At 44.1% G+C, this 15526-nt stretch carries 11 protein-coding genes; 6 read left to right on the top strand and 5 right to left on the bottom strand.

Features of this window, described 5'->3' with window-relative positions; genetic code table 11:
• Positions 1 to 6: 6 nt before the first annotated feature.
• A complete protein-coding gene (locus tag TAO_RS06055) occupies positions 7 to 5034 on the bottom strand; it encodes a DEAD/DEAH box helicase (protein ID WP_197702526.1) in 5028 nt (1675 codons plus the stop codon).
• A 38-nt stretch (positions 5035 to 5072) separates the two neighbouring features.
• Between TAO_RS06055 and TAO_RS06050 the strand changes: the two genes are divergently transcribed.
• The gene (locus tag TAO_RS06050) at positions 5073 to 5606 is read left to right on the top strand and encodes a hypothetical protein (protein ID WP_096527078.1); all 534 of its coding nucleotides are present in this window, start codon (positions 5073 to 5075) and stop codon (positions 5604 to 5606) included.
• 13 nt (positions 5607 to 5619) lie between these two features.
• Here the strand turns inward: TAO_RS06050 and TAO_RS06045 are convergent, their stop codons facing one another.
• From TAO_RS06045 to TAO_RS06030, 4 genes are read right to left on the bottom strand one after another with little or no spacing between them, the layout of a single operon-like run.
• A complete protein-coding gene (locus TAO_RS06045) occupies positions 5620 to 6786 on the bottom strand; it encodes an ABC transporter permease (RefSeq protein ID WP_096527077.1) in 1167 nt (388 codons plus the stop codon).
• Between the two features lies 1 nt (position 6787).
• Entirely contained in the window at positions 6788 to 7948 is a 1161-nt protein-coding gene (locus TAO_RS06040; RefSeq protein WP_096527076.1) for an ABC transporter permease, read from the bottom strand.
• A gap of 6 nt (positions 7949 to 7954) precedes the next feature.
• The gene (locus TAO_RS06035; protein WP_096527075.1) at positions 7955 to 8632 is read right to left on the bottom strand and encodes an ABC transporter ATP-binding protein; all 678 of its coding nucleotides are present in this window, start codon (positions 8630 to 8632) and stop codon (positions 7955 to 7957) included.
• Positions 8633 to 8647: 15 nt separating this feature from the next.
• Positions 8648 to 9874 carry an efflux RND transporter periplasmic adaptor subunit gene (locus TAO_RS06030; protein ID WP_096527074.1) on the bottom strand — a complete coding sequence of 409 codons (1227 nt, stop codon included), beginning with the start codon at positions 9872 to 9874 and terminating at the stop codon, positions 8648 to 8650.
• A gap of 346 nt (positions 9875 to 10220) precedes the next feature.
• Here TAO_RS06030 and prpB point away from each other — a divergent pair, with 346 nt between their 5' ends.
• The 5 genes from prpB (at position 10221) to TAO_RS06005 (ending at position 15519) form a co-directional block, all read left to right on the top strand.
• On the top strand, positions 10221 to 11111 hold the full coding sequence (prpB, locus tag TAO_RS06025; RefSeq protein WP_096527073.1) for a methylisocitrate lyase: 891 nt from the start codon (positions 10221 to 10223) through the stop codon (positions 11109 to 11111).
• Positions 11108 to 12229 (top strand): bifunctional 2-methylcitrate synthase/citrate synthase, encoded by a 1122-nt coding sequence (gene prpC, locus TAO_RS06020; RefSeq protein ID WP_096527072.1) that lies wholly within the window; start codon positions 11108 to 11110, stop codon positions 12227 to 12229. Before prpB ends, prpC begins: the two co-directional genes overlap by 4 nt.
• An 11-nt stretch (positions 12230 to 12240) precedes the next feature.
• The gene (locus TAO_RS06015; protein ID WP_096527071.1) at positions 12241 to 13686 is read left to right on the top strand and encodes a bifunctional 2-methylcitrate dehydratase/aconitate hydratase; all 1446 of its coding nucleotides are present in this window, start codon (positions 12241 to 12243) and stop codon (positions 13684 to 13686) included.
• 19 nt (positions 13687 to 13705) lie between these two features.
• Positions 13706 to 14467, top strand: coding sequence for an alpha/beta fold hydrolase (locus TAO_RS06010; protein ID WP_096527070.1), 762 nt, complete (start codon positions 13706 to 13708; stop codon positions 14465 to 14467).
• A gap of 89 nt (positions 14468 to 14556) precedes the next feature.
• Positions 14557 to 15519, top strand: a complete 963-nt coding sequence (locus tag TAO_RS06005; RefSeq protein WP_096527069.1) for a Gfo/Idh/MocA family protein — start codon at positions 14557 to 14559, stop codon at positions 15517 to 15519.
• Positions 15520 to 15526: the final 7 nt, after the last annotated feature.

Genomic DNA, 15526 nt, shown 5'->3' with positions numbered 1-15526 from the left:
TCCTATTTAAATCTCTAATTTAGGCAATTTCCCCACAATGGCTTGGGTTTTCAGACTCACGGTAATCACGCGCAAGAATAGCTCTAGTGGGTATTTGGCGTTGCCCATGGTTTCAAGCGCCCAGTCGTTCGCGTCGTTGGTAATGCCGGATTTTTTATCAGTAGTCACACTTTGGCGCTCCATCACCCATTCTAAGGCGGGTTTGCCGTTAACAATGTAGTCGTAAGATTCAAGGGGAATATGTTCAATGGTAATGCCGGGGTTATAAATCACGGTGGTTTTGTCCTCTACACTCTTGCCGGTTTCGGAGTCTTTGGTTTTGCCAAACTTCATTTGAGTGACATAAAAATCACTATCTTGGCCACCAATAACCCCATTAGCCGTGATAGTTAAGCCTTTGGTTTTCCCCGTCAGCTTGGCAGTGGTATTAAGTACCACGGTTTCATAATTTAAGTGCAGCGCGGCCAAATCACGGCCTGCTTGAGTAAAGGCGCTAAAGACTTGAGCGGTTTTAACCCGTGGTATCCGTGGGAGCTGTTTGCTGAGGTTATCGGCGTATTGCTCGCGGTAATCCTCGCTGTGGAGCAAACCATAGAGGGTGTAGAAAATGTCCTCTTTGCTGATGCTAAGTTCTGGGTAAGCCGCTTGAAAGTGCGCCAAGGCTTCATTGGTAATGGCCTCACGGCGCTGGTATTGGGCTTCAATCCCTGCTTGGGCGAACAAACCCATATTAGGCTCGGCTTTTTCGTAGAGATAAAGGGGGAAGCATTGGCCATTGGCGTGTAACTGAATATCAGGAATAACATTGGTAATAACACATGAAAACTCTTTCGGTGTACCAAGCCCTGTTACCGAAATCACCCAGTTTTCGCTCTCTGGGGTGGGGAAGATTTGGGGCATTTGATAAACCCTATTATTCATCAATCGATGAAAATATAAATTAGAGCCTGTAAAGGGTCTATAAATCGCCTTATAGAGCGCATGACTATCAAACGGGTAAAATTTACCTTTTTCTAAATCCCATTTATTTGCACTATCCCAAGTAAATGAAGTTGAATCAAATTTCGCAAAATCTTCAGCTTTTAGCTGGCTTTTTTCATCCAGATAGCGCTGTACCTCAGAGTTATAAAAATTAATAGATTTCTGAATATGCTTTTGCAGTTTTATTTTTGAAGCGTTATAACACCATGCATCCCTACTAGTTGCTATGCCCCTAGAATAATTCTCAAACACCACCTTAGCGTTTTTATCTTTTTTATCCCCCAAGCTGATGTAGCTATCAAAATTCGGGTCGCGCTGATTCAGCCAGTCGCCAAAGCGATCGGGGGTAATGGGTTGCCAGCCGTGTTGGGCGGTAATGGCTTGAATACTGCCTAGCTCAGCAATAATTTCTAGTTTTTCTTTTTGGCTTAGGTAATCGCCTATATCGTAAAAGTAAATTTGCCCTTGCGCTGAGCTATCGGGATTTTTTACGAGAATAGAAATAGCGATAGGAGCGCGGCTACCTGAGCCAAATATCTTGCCGCCTTCTTTGCGCGAGCGTTCACCAGAGGTGCGTTGATTACCGCGTAAATGAAATATATACAGATTACTGAATTCTTCGGCTAAGCATTTACGCAAGCCATCGGCGGTGTTGGCTTCTAAAAAGCCGCCATTGGTAACAAAACCAATCACCCCACGATCTTTAATCCGATCAGATGACCAGCGAATGGCGCGAATATAGCTGTCATATAAAGCATTCTTTAGAGTGGCGGTTGAGTGCTCAGCATAGGTGCGGCGGATGCGCTCATCGAGTTTGGGATAAGCCACATTGGCATTATTATCGTTGGCGCTTTCTTGCCCAGCGGAATAGGGCGGGTTGCCCATAATCACCCGAATATCTAGGCTTTGTTGGCGTTTACGGCGGGCGCTGTTTTCTTCGAGTTGTTTATCAACCCAGTCGGGGGTTTCTGTCATCTGGAAAGTATCGGTGAGGCAAATACCGTTAAAGGGCTGATAGTCGGTTTTTGTGGTGAGGGTATTATCGGAGTTTTCTTGACCTGTAATATTGCCGTTTAAAATCCCGTGATAAGTAGCCTCAATGTTAATGGCGGCGATGTAATAGGCCAGTAACACGATTTCATTAGCGTGGATTTCCTGCTGGTATTTATTCGGCAGTTTCTCAAGGGGGATAATACCGCTTTGTAATAATCGGGTGATAAAGGTGCCGGTGCCGGTGAAGGGGTCGAGAATGTGAACATTCTTTTCGGCCAGGCTGCTGTTAAATTCGCTGTTTAGCACATGCTCCACGGAATGGATAATAAAATCCACCACTTCAATAGGCGTGTACACAATGCCTAAACGTTCGGTCATGCGGGGGAAAGCGTTGCGGAAAAACTTATCGTAGAGTTCGATCACAATGCGCTGTTTCCCTTCGGCGCTGTGAATGCCCTCGGCGCGCATTTTCACCGATTCATAGAAAGATTCCAAGGTATCCCGTTCTTTGTCTAGCTGCTGGGCGTGGAGAGTATCAAGCACTCGCTGTAGCGCTTGGGACATGGGATTGTGTTGGGCAAAATGATATTGAGCAAATAATGCCTCAAAGACTGGCTGGGTAATGAGGTGTTGCGCCAGCATTTCAATGATTTCTGCATCGCTAATGCTGTTGTTGAGATCGTCCCTAAGCTCAGCGGCAAAGGTATTGAAGGCGGCAATTTCAGCGCTGTTGGCTTGGTTTTCTAAGATGGCTTTAATGCGGTCGATATGGGTATTGGCGATTTTGGCAATATCGGTTGCCCAATCTTCCCAGTGGTGTCGGTTGCCGCATTTCTTCACGATCTTGGCATAGAGGGCGCGTTCGATTTCGCCTACTTCAAATTGCATTCCATACTGATATGCGGGGTAATCTTCTGCCACGTTGCCGATAGCATTGCCACCACGGGCTTGGCCGGCTTGGCGCTGCTGTTTGTTAACCCGCTCCCCCTTGCGTGTTACTTTATCGGCGATGGCGATGACTTCCATTTTAGCGGGCATCGTTCCGTTAAATTCTAGCTTGTTAATCATGGCATCAAAGCGGTCATCGTGCGCTCTCAGGGCGTTGAGCACCTGCCATACCACCCGATAAGTTTCGTTATTGTTTAGGGCAACCTCTGGTTCTACACCGGCGGGAATCACCACCGGCAAAATCACGTAGCCCATTTTTTTCAGGTCGTTGCCGTTTTCATCTTTCACGGTACGCATCACCCGACCCACGGATTGCACCACCTCCACTTGGGAATGACGGGGGGTTAAAAACAATACCGCATCGAGGGCGGGGATATCCACCCCTTCAGCTAAACAGCGCACGTTAGATAAAATACGGCAGGTGTTCTCTTCCGTGGTGGCTTTGAGCCAGCTTAATTTAGCTTCTTTTTCACTGGCGTTCATGGTGCCGTCCACGTGCTGAGCCTCACAGCGCATCAAAAGGGCTGGATCAAGGGGAGCAGTGGAGTCCTTGTTCAGTAATTCATTTTTCTCAAAGTCTTGGTATTGCGCTACCACAGCGCCAAACATTTCTGCAATTTGCTTCGAACTGACCTTGTGCTTTTTGCCTTGGTATTGTTTTTCAATGACTTGGCAGAAGGCGACGGCACGTTTCATCGGTTCAGCCAGTTTGGCGTTACCTTCCAATAAATCTTGTTTAGACAGGGCTTTCCAACACCCCACAATCTTGGCGGCATCATCGACTTTTAAGCTGTTGCTTTGGTTGGTGAGTAGGGTTTGTAAACGGCGGTTAATGTGGGCTTCTTCAATGGCTAATACGATTACCTTGTAGTCCACCAGCAATTTGCGGGCGACGGCTTCAGAGAAAGTAATCACGTAGAGATCTTTGCCGTAAATACTTTCATCGTCCATGGAGCACAAGGTCACGCCTTCGGTCTTTTTGGCATCATCGCCATAAATACGCGGGGTAGCAGTCATATAAAGGCGTTTATGGCCTTGGATAAAGCTATTATCATGTACACGCACAAAGGCGCTTTCTTCTTCGCCGTCAAAGGTAGCCCCGGTGGTGCGGTGGGCTTCATCACAAATAATTAAATCAAAGGCGGGTAAACCTTGTTGTTGAGCCTCATTCAATACCGCAATGGAATGATAGGTCGAGAACACCACTGTCATGCTGTCATCATTAGGGCGGGTGTTCATTACCCTGTTTAAGGTTTCTGCATGGGTGGTGGCCGGATATTGCAGGTCACTTAATCCAGTGATAACTCGATCGTCATCGGCTTTGGTTTGGCGCTTGCCTACGTCACTGTCGGAACACACGGCAAAGCTTGTTAACGGCAGAGCGCTTTCTTGTGTCCATTCAGTGATAGTTTGACTTAACAACGAAAGGCTGGGTACTAAAAACAACACGCGCTTGCCTTTGCCAGCAATGGCCTCAGCAATTTTTAATGAAGTAAAGGTTTTACCTGTGCCACAGGCCATGATCAACTTGCCTCGATCAGCGGTTTTAAAGCGATCAAGGGTATGATTTAAGGCTTGCTGTTGATGATCCCGTAGTTGCTTTTGTGCTTTAAGTACGGGCTGAGTGGTATCGACTTGATACGCTGACCAGTCAATGATGCTATTTTCAAGGGCATGGAGATCTAGTGTACTCACTGGGGGCTGTTGATTTTCTAGTGAGCGTTGGGCGTTTTCCGTCCAGTGATTAGTAGTGGTTACGATAATACGCTGGCTAAAGTAGGTTTTACCCGAGGCGGTGAAAAAACTATCAATATCGGTTTTGTTAATGGTTTTATCCGCCCCGTAGTTTTTACACTGGATCGCGTGGTGCTGACCCTCAGGGGTGACGGCGACTAAATCAATGCCTGTATCCTGTTTGCTGGTAATCCCCAACGGTTCACCATACCGGGTAACCCAATCTCCATAGCGGAAAATTTCTCGATACTGGGATTGGTAAAAAGGTTCCGTCTTAAAATATTGAAGCATAAGCTTTTCAAAGCTAGTGCCTTGATCTCGTACGCTGAGGGTTTGCTCACGAAATTGAGTTAATAAAGCAGAAAGGGCGCTAATCATGGTTTTCTTTTTAAAAATTAAGCTAAGCGAGTATTAAGATGAATAAATATATGATGATTTTTTATTTGCTAATCTTTAGCAGCGATGTGTTTGCTGCAAAAATAGAGCAAGAAATTGATTCTGAATCTCAAGAACGGGTAATTTCCTATAGCGCTAAATCTGATTATGGTCGATATGGCGTGATGATTAAGCTTCGAGACGCGGGAAAGCCTGATGTGATGTTGTTTAATTCCGTGGATACGATAAAAAAGTTTTGTGGTAATGGACATCATCGCTTTTTCTTAAATGACAGACCAGTGAAGGGTGTCGGTGAAAATAGATTTAAAGAAGTGACTAAGGAAAAATTAGTGGTAGATTACATGTCAGGATGGAAGAAAGCGCAATATACCTATTCGGTTTATACGGATATTGTGCATATTTCTGCACAAGATTGGGTAAATATTATCAATACTCAGCCCAGAATCTCATTTGAAAGGTGCGGTAAGCTAGAGAAACGATCTAAGCTTTTCTTTAAAAAAGCCAAGTTTGAGGAATTTTTGAATACTTATCGAAAATTATTACCATCTAAGTAATCCTAACAATACGCTACGCTGCCCGTAGCGCCTCAATGATGTTCATTCGTGCCGCCCGAGCTGCGGGCAAAAATCCTCCTACTAGGCCCATGAACAGTGAAAATAATAGGGATTGCCATACAATTGTTTTAGTTAAAGTAAAACTAAACGCGAGTTCAGAGAATGTTTTCCAATTCATGGTGGAAATAGTCAATAGCTGCATAAATGAAGCCATGATCAGGCCGGGAATGCCGCCCATAAGGCTTAGAGTGAGAGATTCTAACAAGAAAGCTTGTAAAATGTTTCGCCGAGGAAAGCCAATAGCCCGTAAGGTGCCAATTTCAATGGTACGATTAGCCACGGAAGCATACATGGTAATCATAGCGCCGATAGTGGCACCCATTGAAAAAATAATACTTAAAGCTAATCTTAACACTTTAAGAAATCTCGACATCATTTCCGATTGTTCGGCATAGAATTGAGTTTCACGTTTGGCTTCTATGGTGAGGCGCTGATCATTTTCTAACAGCTGTTTAGTCTGCTCAAAAGCCTCTGGATCGGCTAATTTAAAGATAACGGAGGAGTAGGCATCCCGTCTAAAGGCTTGCATGAGCTGATTGACATCCCCCCAGATCTCAGAACTAAATGCTGTCTTACCCGCATCGAAAATGCCCACAATAGTCCATGGGTTTAGCCCGAGATAAAGTTTTTCTCCTATGTGGGTACCGACAAAACTTTGGACTAGATTATTGCCAATCATGATTTCTCTGGTACCGGAATGAAATAAGCGCCCTTGGTGTAAATGAATTTGGGGGCGAAGGGTTAAGCCAGTGCTAGAAATGCCTCGAATAGTGACATTAGAAGGCTTACCGCTATGGCGCTTAGGTAACACGTTAAGCACGATTAATTCTTTGGAAACTAGCGTTTCTCCCAAGGAGCCATAAGCAATATTGGGTAACGTGGCTATTATTCCCGCTTGCGCTCGATCAATTGTGCTTTGTACTTCTGTTTCCGCTGAGTGTCGAATCACAATTACATTATTGGGACTACCTGTTGCCACTAAGGTTTCTTCTAGCCCCGCTGAAAGCATCAGTACCGTGGCAAAAACAAAGACAACTAACGCCATACCTATAGCGGTGAGTAATGTGGTTAGCTTGCGCGCCCAAAGATTACGAAAGATATAGGTATAGGGTACGCTCATGTTAACCCACCTCTCGAAAACCACTCAAGATAGGGGTATGAGCGCCTTGCCAGGCGGGAACAATTGCTGCGCTAACCCCTACCATAAATGCGGTGCCTAGGGATAACCATGCGGTTTTAGTAGCCACCTTGAAGACCGGAAAGAAAGTACCCATTTTACTGACAAAGATTGTGGCTGTAGGATAAAGTAAGCCAAGCCCAATGAGACCGCCGGTCATGGCAATAATAATGGATTCTCCATAAACCAATAGCGCAATAAATCTGCCAGGAAACCCGAGTGCTTTTAAAGTCGCGTACTCTCGTTTTCGTTCCCGGGCGCTCATAGCCATAGTGTTGGCCATGATGGCCATGATAATCGCAACAATCACAAAGGAAACTATTTTAATTACCGTGACAATGGCTTCAGTCATGGCTACAAAGCCCAGTTGAAAAACTTTTTCTGTTTCTGTAAGAGTCTCTGCCGGTGAATTTTTAAATAAATCGTCAACTGCCTGTGATACTTCAGCAGCTTGGCTAGCATTTTCTAAGCCAATAATATAGATACCCACGTGATCGGTGCGTTTTTCTGCTACTTCTTTGAGTTTTTCATTTAAGTATTCCCATTGAAAAAGAAATAAAGTTTCGTCAGTGGTTTTATGAGCGCCTTGGTAAATACCCCGTAGCATAAAATTCCAGTCACCTGAATAGAGGGTGCCGCGAATAGGAATAATATCGCCCACTTTCCAGCCATATTTTTGGGCTAATCTTTTACCCGCAATAGCCCCTTGGCGATCGCGAAAAAAATTTTTCTTTTCCTCAGAGGAGAGCAAATATTCGGGATAAAGGTTTAGATAGCTGTGTGGCTCAACAGCAAATTGGGGGAAAAAATTTTTCTCACTTTTATAAATACCACCAAACCAATTGGAATAGCTGATGGCAGCAACGCCTCTGATTTGTTGAATTTTATTTTTATAGCTGAGGGGGAGAGGAAAAACGAGTGAGATAGCGTTGCGAGTAATCAGGTGGGCGGATGAAGCTGATTCGGCCTTTCCATACCAAGCATCCACTACCGTACGGAGCAGGCCAAAAGCCACTGTGGAAATTACAATTCCAAGAATGGTGAGGAGGGTACGAAGTTTTTGACGGAAAGCGTTTCGGGTGATTAATAGCAATAAATACTGCATGGGATTTTATAGGGGCAGTTCATCTATGAGGATGCCTTTATCCAGATGTTTAATAATATGCGCTCGATTAGCAGCCGCTTGATCATGAGTGACCATGATAATGGTTTTTCGTAATTCTCGGTTAAGGTGCTGTAGTAAGTTTAGAACTTCCTGCGCAGACTCACGATCCAAATCTCCAGTAGGCTCATCAGCCACAATCAGGGTGGGATCGGTGACTAAAGCTCGGGCAATGGCTACCCGTTGTTGTTGGCCCCCTGAAAGCTGGGAAGGATAATGATCCATTCGATCTTGAAGACTGACCACGGTCAGCGCCAATGTTACGTGTTCTTTTCGTTCATTCCGAGATAACGGGGTGAGCAGTAAAGGGAGCTCTACGTTTTCAAAGGCGGTGAGCACCGGCATTAAGTTATAAAACTGAAAGATAAAGCCTACGTGTTCAGATCGCCATTGAGCCAGATCCCGTTCAGATAATGTGGCGATATCAATATTATTGACATACAAATTGCCCCTATCAGGGGTATCAATACCCGCGATTAAGTTAAGCAGGGTGCTTTTACCCGATCCTGAGGGTCCCATAAGGGCAATAAATTCCCCTTCAGCGATGGTGAGATTAATATCTTCAAGCACTGGGATAATTTGGCTACCCCGTTGGTAGGATTTGCTGATTTTTTCTATTTTGATCACATCGAATGAGCCGAGTTAATTATTCGTGCTGCTGAATATCACTTGGGTACCATCTCTCAGCTTAGTGGATAGATGAATAGCCACTTTATCGCCATTAGCAAGCCCCGATTTTATAACCACTAAATCTCTCCATTGTTCTCCAATAATGACGGGTGTTTGGTAAGCAATATTATTGCGGATGCGGAAGGCATAGGCTTGATTATTATTGAGAAAAATAGCTGAGATTGGGGCAACAATATAGGGTTGTAGATCTTGGGATGAGAGTTCTTGGGAGAGAAATGCAACTCGGGCGCTCATATCGGGTAAGATGCGATCATCTCGATCAATAAAGCGAACCTTCACTAATATCGTTGCCTTGGCTCTATCTACGGTAGGGATAATCATATGTACCCGGCCCCGGATGCGATTATCGGGGAAAGCGTCGAGCTGGATCTGGCAAGGTTGATTAATTTTAACCTGCATGAGATTTGACTCTGAAACATCTACCTCGACCTGTAGCGTGTTCATATCGGCCATGGAGACTACTGTGCCTTTAGATTGCATGGCTGAGGAGAAAGGCGCTACCACATCGCCTAGATCAGCATGTTTTTTTAAGATAACTCCATCAAAAGGGGCGCGAATGAGGGTGTATTCTACCGCAACTTTAGCTTCTTGATAGCCCGCTTCAGCCACTAAGATGTTGGCTCTGGCACTTTGTACTTTTGCCTCAGCAGTATCATAACGGGCTTTTGCTATATCATAATCTGCTTGAGTAGCTAAATTTCGATTAACAAGGCTTTTAAGGCGCTTTAGCGTAATAGCCGCATTTTCTAATTCAGCTTTAGCTTCAAGCAGTCCTGCTTGGGTAATCGCAATATTGGCTTTAGCTTTTGCCATAGTGGCTAAGACATCTCGATTTTCTAGACGAGCAATGACATCGCCTTTTTTGACATAATCACCTTCTTCAACTTCCAGCGCTTCTAATTGGCCGGTAGCCTTAGAGGCAATATCTGCTTTGGTTTGGGGGACTACATAACCGGTCGCATTAAATAAAGTATATTCTTGAGCAGGATAGGCTAGGGAGATTGTCCCCACTATTATCTGGGTGCCCGATCGTAGGATTTTGGTATAAATAAAGTAGAGGGTGATGACTCCAATCAGTAGACTGATGAATACCCTAATCCATCTACGATTGGGTTTCGGCACTTGCTGGGGTGTAGTTTTGGGGACACGATGAATTTTTAGCTTTTCCAGTGCCTCCATAGAAATGTTGATTACCTTAATTTAATGGGGGAAAAATCTAATGAAGTTATAGTTTTAGATTTTACCCATTAGATTTTATTTTCCTGAAAAACACACTTGTTAGTGTGAGTTAGCAGGTAAATAACGATAATTTTTAAGATCTGGGGGAAAATAATCTGAATGGGTTTAGCTTAAGCGGTTGAGGTTGGGTATTGATATTTTATTCAGCAAAGCTTCCAACGACCATCATATTATATTTTAAAAAATTGATTTTTAGCTAATTAGAATCTGATTAACTAACGGATTTTATTGTACACTGAGTTTTGTATAATCTTATTACAATTTTTGATAAGAGATCAGGATAATCATGGTTGCTGAAAATAATAGTCCTGGTACCGTTTTACGTGCTGCTATTACGGCGGAATGTCCTTTGCAATTAGTAGGGGTAATTAATGCTTATACGGCATTACTTGCTGAGCAGGCGGGCTTTAGGGCTATTTATCTTTCAGGCGCTGGAGTTGCTAACGCTGCCTTTGGCTTACCCGATCTGGGGTTGACCACCTTAACAGAAGTGGTCAATGAAGTTTGCCGTATTGTGGCAGTAACAGATTTACCCCTCTTAGTGGATGCAGATACGGGCTGGGGGGATAGATTGATGATTGCCCATACTGTGCGTTCCTTAGCACGGGCTGGAGCGGCGGGACTGCATTTAGAAGATCAAGTGTTCGGTAAACGTTGCGGCCATCGACCAGGTAAGGTTTTAATCAGTATTGATGAAATGGTGACTCGGATAGCGGCAGCGGTAAACGGGCGTATAGATGATCAGTTTGTGATTATGGCCCGTACTGATGCTTACTCGGTAGAAGGTTTGGAGGCAGCGGCAGATCGGGCGCAACGTTATGTAGCAGCAGGAGCTGATATGATTTTTGCCGAGGCACTACAATCTCTTAATGAATATCAATATTTTACCCAAGCCGTTAAAGTGCCTGTACTGGCTAATATCACTGAATTTGGGCGTACGCCTTTATTTACAGTGAAGGAGCTTCAAGGCGCTGGAGTCAAGATCGTCCTCTATCCACTCACGGCTTTCCGTGTTATGGCGGCAGCGGCCTTAAAAACCTACCAGATTTTGCGTCAGGAGGGCACTCAGAAGCGCTTGATAGCTAGTATGCAAACCCGCGAAGAACTCTACGAAATTCTAGGTTATTATGACGATGAACGCCAGCGGGATGCGTTCCCGTTAAAGGAGAAAATATGAGTACAGGAAAAACCAGCAGCGGTTTAGCTGGAATTATTGCTGGCAAAACTAAAATCAGTACTGTAGGAAAAGAATCTAGGGGATTGACTTATCGAGGTTATCCGCTTGAAGTGTTAGCTGAGCAGGCTAGTTTTGAGGAAGTAGCTTATTTACTACTTTATGGTCAACTCCCTACCTACAACCAGCTTACGCAGTATCGGAGGCAGCTACAATCCTTACGTGGCTTACCTAAAGAATTAAAACTGGTACTAGAAGCATTGCCTAGAGAAAGCCATCCTATGGATGTGATACGTACCGGTTGTTCAGCTTTAGGTTGTCTGGAACCTGAAACTGATATAACTCCGCAGCAGGATATTGCTAATCGGTTGATAGCGCTATTTCCTTCCATGCTGCTGTATTGGTATCAATTTCATCATCAAGGGGTGCGTATTGAGACACGAACGGCTGAGGATTCAATAGCTGGGCATTTTTTACAGTTGCTCCATAATACGCCTCCTGATGAGATCTCTCGGCGAGTATTAGATATTTCCCTAACCCTTTATGCTGAGCATGAATTTGCGGCTTCTACTTTTACTGCTCGGGTAGTCACCTCAACAGCCTCTGATTTTTATTCTGCGGTTACTGCAGCGATTGGGGCTTTACGTGGCTCTTTGCATGGGGGAGCTAATGAGGCAGCTATGGTATTAATTGATCGTTTTAGCAATCCTGATGACGCTGAGAATGAGATCATGGCAATGTTAGTAGAAAAAGAAAAAATCATGGGTTTTGGCCATCGGATCTATAAAGAATCTGATCCTAGAAATGCAGTCATTAAGCGCTGGTGCCAGCAGTTAGCGGATAAGATTGGAGATAATCGCTTATTTCCCATTGCGGAGCGGATCGAGATGGTAATGAGGCGAGAGAAAAACCTGTTTCCTAATCTGGATTTTTATATGGCACCTGCTTACCGTTTTCTGGGTATTCCTATTGAGCTTTATACCCCTGTCTTTGTATGTGCTCGAATAGCGGGCTGGGCTGCCCATATTATGGAGCAGCGAAGCGATAGTAAGCTGATTCGCCCTATGGCGGAATATATTGGCCCAGAGAATCGGGATTTTGTGCCTATTGAGCAACGTTGATTGGAGTCTATATGAATACCCTTCCCTCAACTCAACAACCCGTAGATACGATACTAACGACCATCGCTGATTATATTATTGATGGGGTAATTACTAGCCCAACGGCTTATGAGTCTGCTCATTACTGTTTATTGGACAGCTTAGCCTGCAGTTTTCTTGCCCTTAGAAATGAGGCTTGCTGGCGGTTACTAGGCCCTGTTGTTCCTGGGGCTGTTTTACCTGATGGCGCTAGAGTCCCAGGAACATCCTATGAGCTTGATCCAGTTCAAGCCGCTTTTAATATCGGCTGTATGATTCGTTGGTTAGACTTCAATGATACTTGGCTAGCCGCTGAATGGGGTCATCCTTCTGATAATCTGGGAGCTATCTTAGCGAGCGCAGATTATCTGAGTCGCCGTAGACAAGAGCGAAGGGAAACACCGCTACAGATGGGTCAAGTGCTAACAGCCTTGATTAAGGCTTATGAAATTCAAGGCGTACTTGCTTTGGAAAATTCTTTTAATCGAGTAGGGTTAGATCATGTATTGCTAGTTCGGGTCGCTAGTGCGGGGGTAGCCGCTTTTCTATTAGGCGGATCTCGTGATCAGGTGATTAATGCGCTTTCCAATGCTTGGGTTGATGGAGGCACTTTGCGGGTTTATCGCCAAGCGCCCAATACGGGATCTCGCAAAAGTTGGGCTGCAGGTGATGCCACCAGCCGGGGTTTACGTCTGGCACTGATGGTTTTGCAGGGGGAAATGGGATATCCTTCCGCACTCACTGCCCCGGGTTGGGGTTTTTATGAAGTGTTATTTAAAGGAAAAGCATTTACATTGTCACGAGGCTTTAATAGCTATGTAGTTGAAAATATTCTGTTTAAGGTAGCTTATCCAGCTGAGTTTCATGCGCAGACTGCTATTGAGGCTGCAATTTCATTACATCCTCAAGCAATACCCCGATTAGAGGAGATTGAGCAGATTGTGATTGAAACCCAAGAGCCCGCATTGCGGATTATAGATAAGACTGGCCCTCTCCATAACTCAGCAGATCGGGATCATTGTTTACAGTATATGGTAGCAGTAGCCTTGTTGGATGGTAAACTTACTATGAGTGATTACGAGAATGAGCGAGCTGGCGATCCGCGTATTGATGTTTTGCGAAATAAGATGAAGGTGATTGAGAAGCGAGAATTTACCCAAAACTATTTGGATTCTGATAAGCGTTCGATTGCTAATGCCATTCAGATATTTTTTAGCGATGGGAGCGCCACCCCCCGGATAGAGGTAGCTTATCCTTTAGGGCATCCATTGCGCCGCACGGAAGCGCTATCTTTGTTACTAGAAAAATTTCAAAATAGTCTCCACGCCTGTTTCCCCCTCGATCGATGCCAAGCTATTTTGGATCTTTATACTAATCGTGATCGATTGCTGACAATGTCCGTAGATGATTTTATGGGACTCCTTGTAAGGGCAACCTGAGCTAGAGAAAAACCCTTTTATGCAACTCCATCACCAGGTTCAAGGGAAAGGGACACCGCTTATTATTCTACATGGTTTATTTGGCTCTATCAGCAATTGGCGCAGCTTAGCAACAGCATTTTCCCGTCAATTCCAAGTAATTACGATAGATTTACCTAATCATGGTCATTCACCTCCTAAAGCAATTTTTAATTACCCTTCGTTAGCGCAAGATTTAATCGATTTTATGGATGAGCAGAGTATAGATACAGCTGCTTTATTGGGACATTCTTTGGGAGGAAAGATTGCAATGCAGTGTGCTTTGGACTTCCCTAACCGGATTACCCACCTGCTAGTTGCAGATATTGCCCCACGTGCTTATGCGCCAGAACATCTTTTGATTTTTAACGCCTTAAGTGAGCTAAACCTTACCGCTTATAAAAACCGCTTAGAAATTGATGAAGCGCTATCCCGTCAGATTCCAAATTTGGAGACTCGGCAGTTTTTATTGATGAATTTAGAGAAAAACAAAGGGGGTTATAGCTGGCGTATCAATTTAAATAACTTACAGCAAAATTATCAGGCGATTTGTGCAGCAGTGGTAGGAAAAAATGTATATCTAGGCCCTAGCTTATTTATCAAAGGAGAAGATTCAGGCTATATCCGTGGCGGTGATAAGATAGGAATTAGGAAATGGTTTCCAAAGGCGGAGATGGTGTCTATTCCTAAATCTGGGCATTGGCTTCATGCTGAAGCGCCTGAGGTATTTGCAACAATAGTACTCACTTTTTTGGGTAAATGAGTGTTATCTCCCTTTGTTAAAGGTAACTGCTGGATTAATGATTTAGTCTTTGCTTCATTTTTTTTGTTACTTAGTCATGGAAACTATACGTGAATTTTAGTAGCGAAAATAAGATTAAGACAGCAGTCATTGGTGCTGGATACTTAGGGCGTTTTCATGCCCAAAAATATGCAGCATTAACTCATTCTACATTAGTTGCAGTGGTAGATTTAAATCCAGAAATTGCTAGCCAAGTTGCTGGGGAGTATGGAATAGCTGCATTAACGGATTATCGAGATTTATTTGGTAAGGTAGAAGCAGTGAGTATTGTTGTTCCTACCCACTCTCATTATCAAGTGGCTAGGGATTGCTTGCGTGAGGGGATTCATATTTTACTGGAAAAACCTATGACTGCCACCCTTGCTGAGGCTAACGAGCTAATAGCGTTGGCTAATCGTTACCGACTCATTCTTCAGATTGGGCATTTGGAGCGGTTTAATGCTACCACCATAGCACTACAGAAGATAGTTAAGAGTCCTCAGTTTATTGAGTCCCATCGCCTTGCCTCTTTTAATCCTAGAGGGATCGACGTTAGCGTCGTACTGGATCTAATGATTCACGATATTGATATTATACTCAGCGTGGTGAAATCTCCAATTAGTACCATTCACGCTAATGGGGTATCAGTATTAACAGGTGATATAGATATAGCAAATGCTCGCATCCAATTTACTAATGGCTGTGTGGCTAATGTAACTGCTAGCCGTGTCAGTATGAAAGCGCAACGTAAAATGCGAATATTTCAGCAAGATGCTTATATTTCTGTTGATTTTCAGGATAAAAAGTTAAATATTCTTCGTAAAGGTACGCAAGAGATGTTTCCTGGTATTCCAGAGATTACTGGTGAGGAGCGTAATTTTGATCAAAGCGATGCGATGATGGCTGAAATTGATTCCTTTCTAAAGGCGGTTAAAAATGGTACCAAGCCATCAGTGAGTGGAGAGGAGGGGCGGCAAGCTTTAGCCGTTGCGCTCCAAATTGGCCAAATGCTAAAAATTCAGCTTAAAAATTAGGACAATA

Source organism: Candidatus Nitrosoglobus terrae (assembly GCF_002356115.1).
GTDB classification, from domain to species: Bacteria; Pseudomonadota; Gammaproteobacteria; order Nitrosococcales; family Nitrosococcaceae; genus Nitrosoglobus; species Nitrosoglobus terrae.
This window is presented reverse-complemented; position numbering and strand designations above follow the sequence as displayed.

Coding starts and splice junctions, on each gene's coding strand:
- TAO_RS06030 (WP_096527074.1), bottom strand. CDS start 9,874: ATGGAGGCACTGGAAAAGCTAAAAATTCATCGTGTCCCCAAAACTACA.
- TAO_RS06010 (WP_096527070.1), top strand. CDS start 13,706: ATGCAACTCCATCACCAGGTTCAAGGGAAAGGGACACCGCTTATTATT.
- TAO_RS06040 (WP_096527076.1), bottom strand. CDS start 7,948: ATGCAGTATTTATTGCTATTAATCACCCGAAACGCTTTCCGTCAAAAA.
- TAO_RS06050 (WP_096527078.1), top strand. CDS start 5,073: ATGAATAAATATATGATGATTTTTTATTTGCTAATCTTTAGCAGCGAT.
- prpC (WP_096527072.1), top strand. CDS start 11,108: ATGAGTACAGGAAAAACCAGCAGCGGTTTAGCTGGAATTATTGCTGGC.
- TAO_RS06055 (WP_197702526.1), bottom strand. CDS start 5,034: ATGATTAGCGCCCTTTCTGCTTTATTAACTCAATTTCGTGAGCAAACC.
- prpB (WP_096527073.1), top strand. CDS start 10,221: ATGGTTGCTGAAAATAATAGTCCTGGTACCGTTTTACGTGCTGCTATT.
- TAO_RS06045 (WP_096527077.1), bottom strand. CDS start 6,786: ATGAGCGTACCCTATACCTATATCTTTCGTAATCTTTGGGCGCGCAAG.
- TAO_RS06015 (WP_096527071.1), top strand. CDS start 12,241: ATGAATACCCTTCCCTCAACTCAACAACCCGTAGATACGATACTAACG.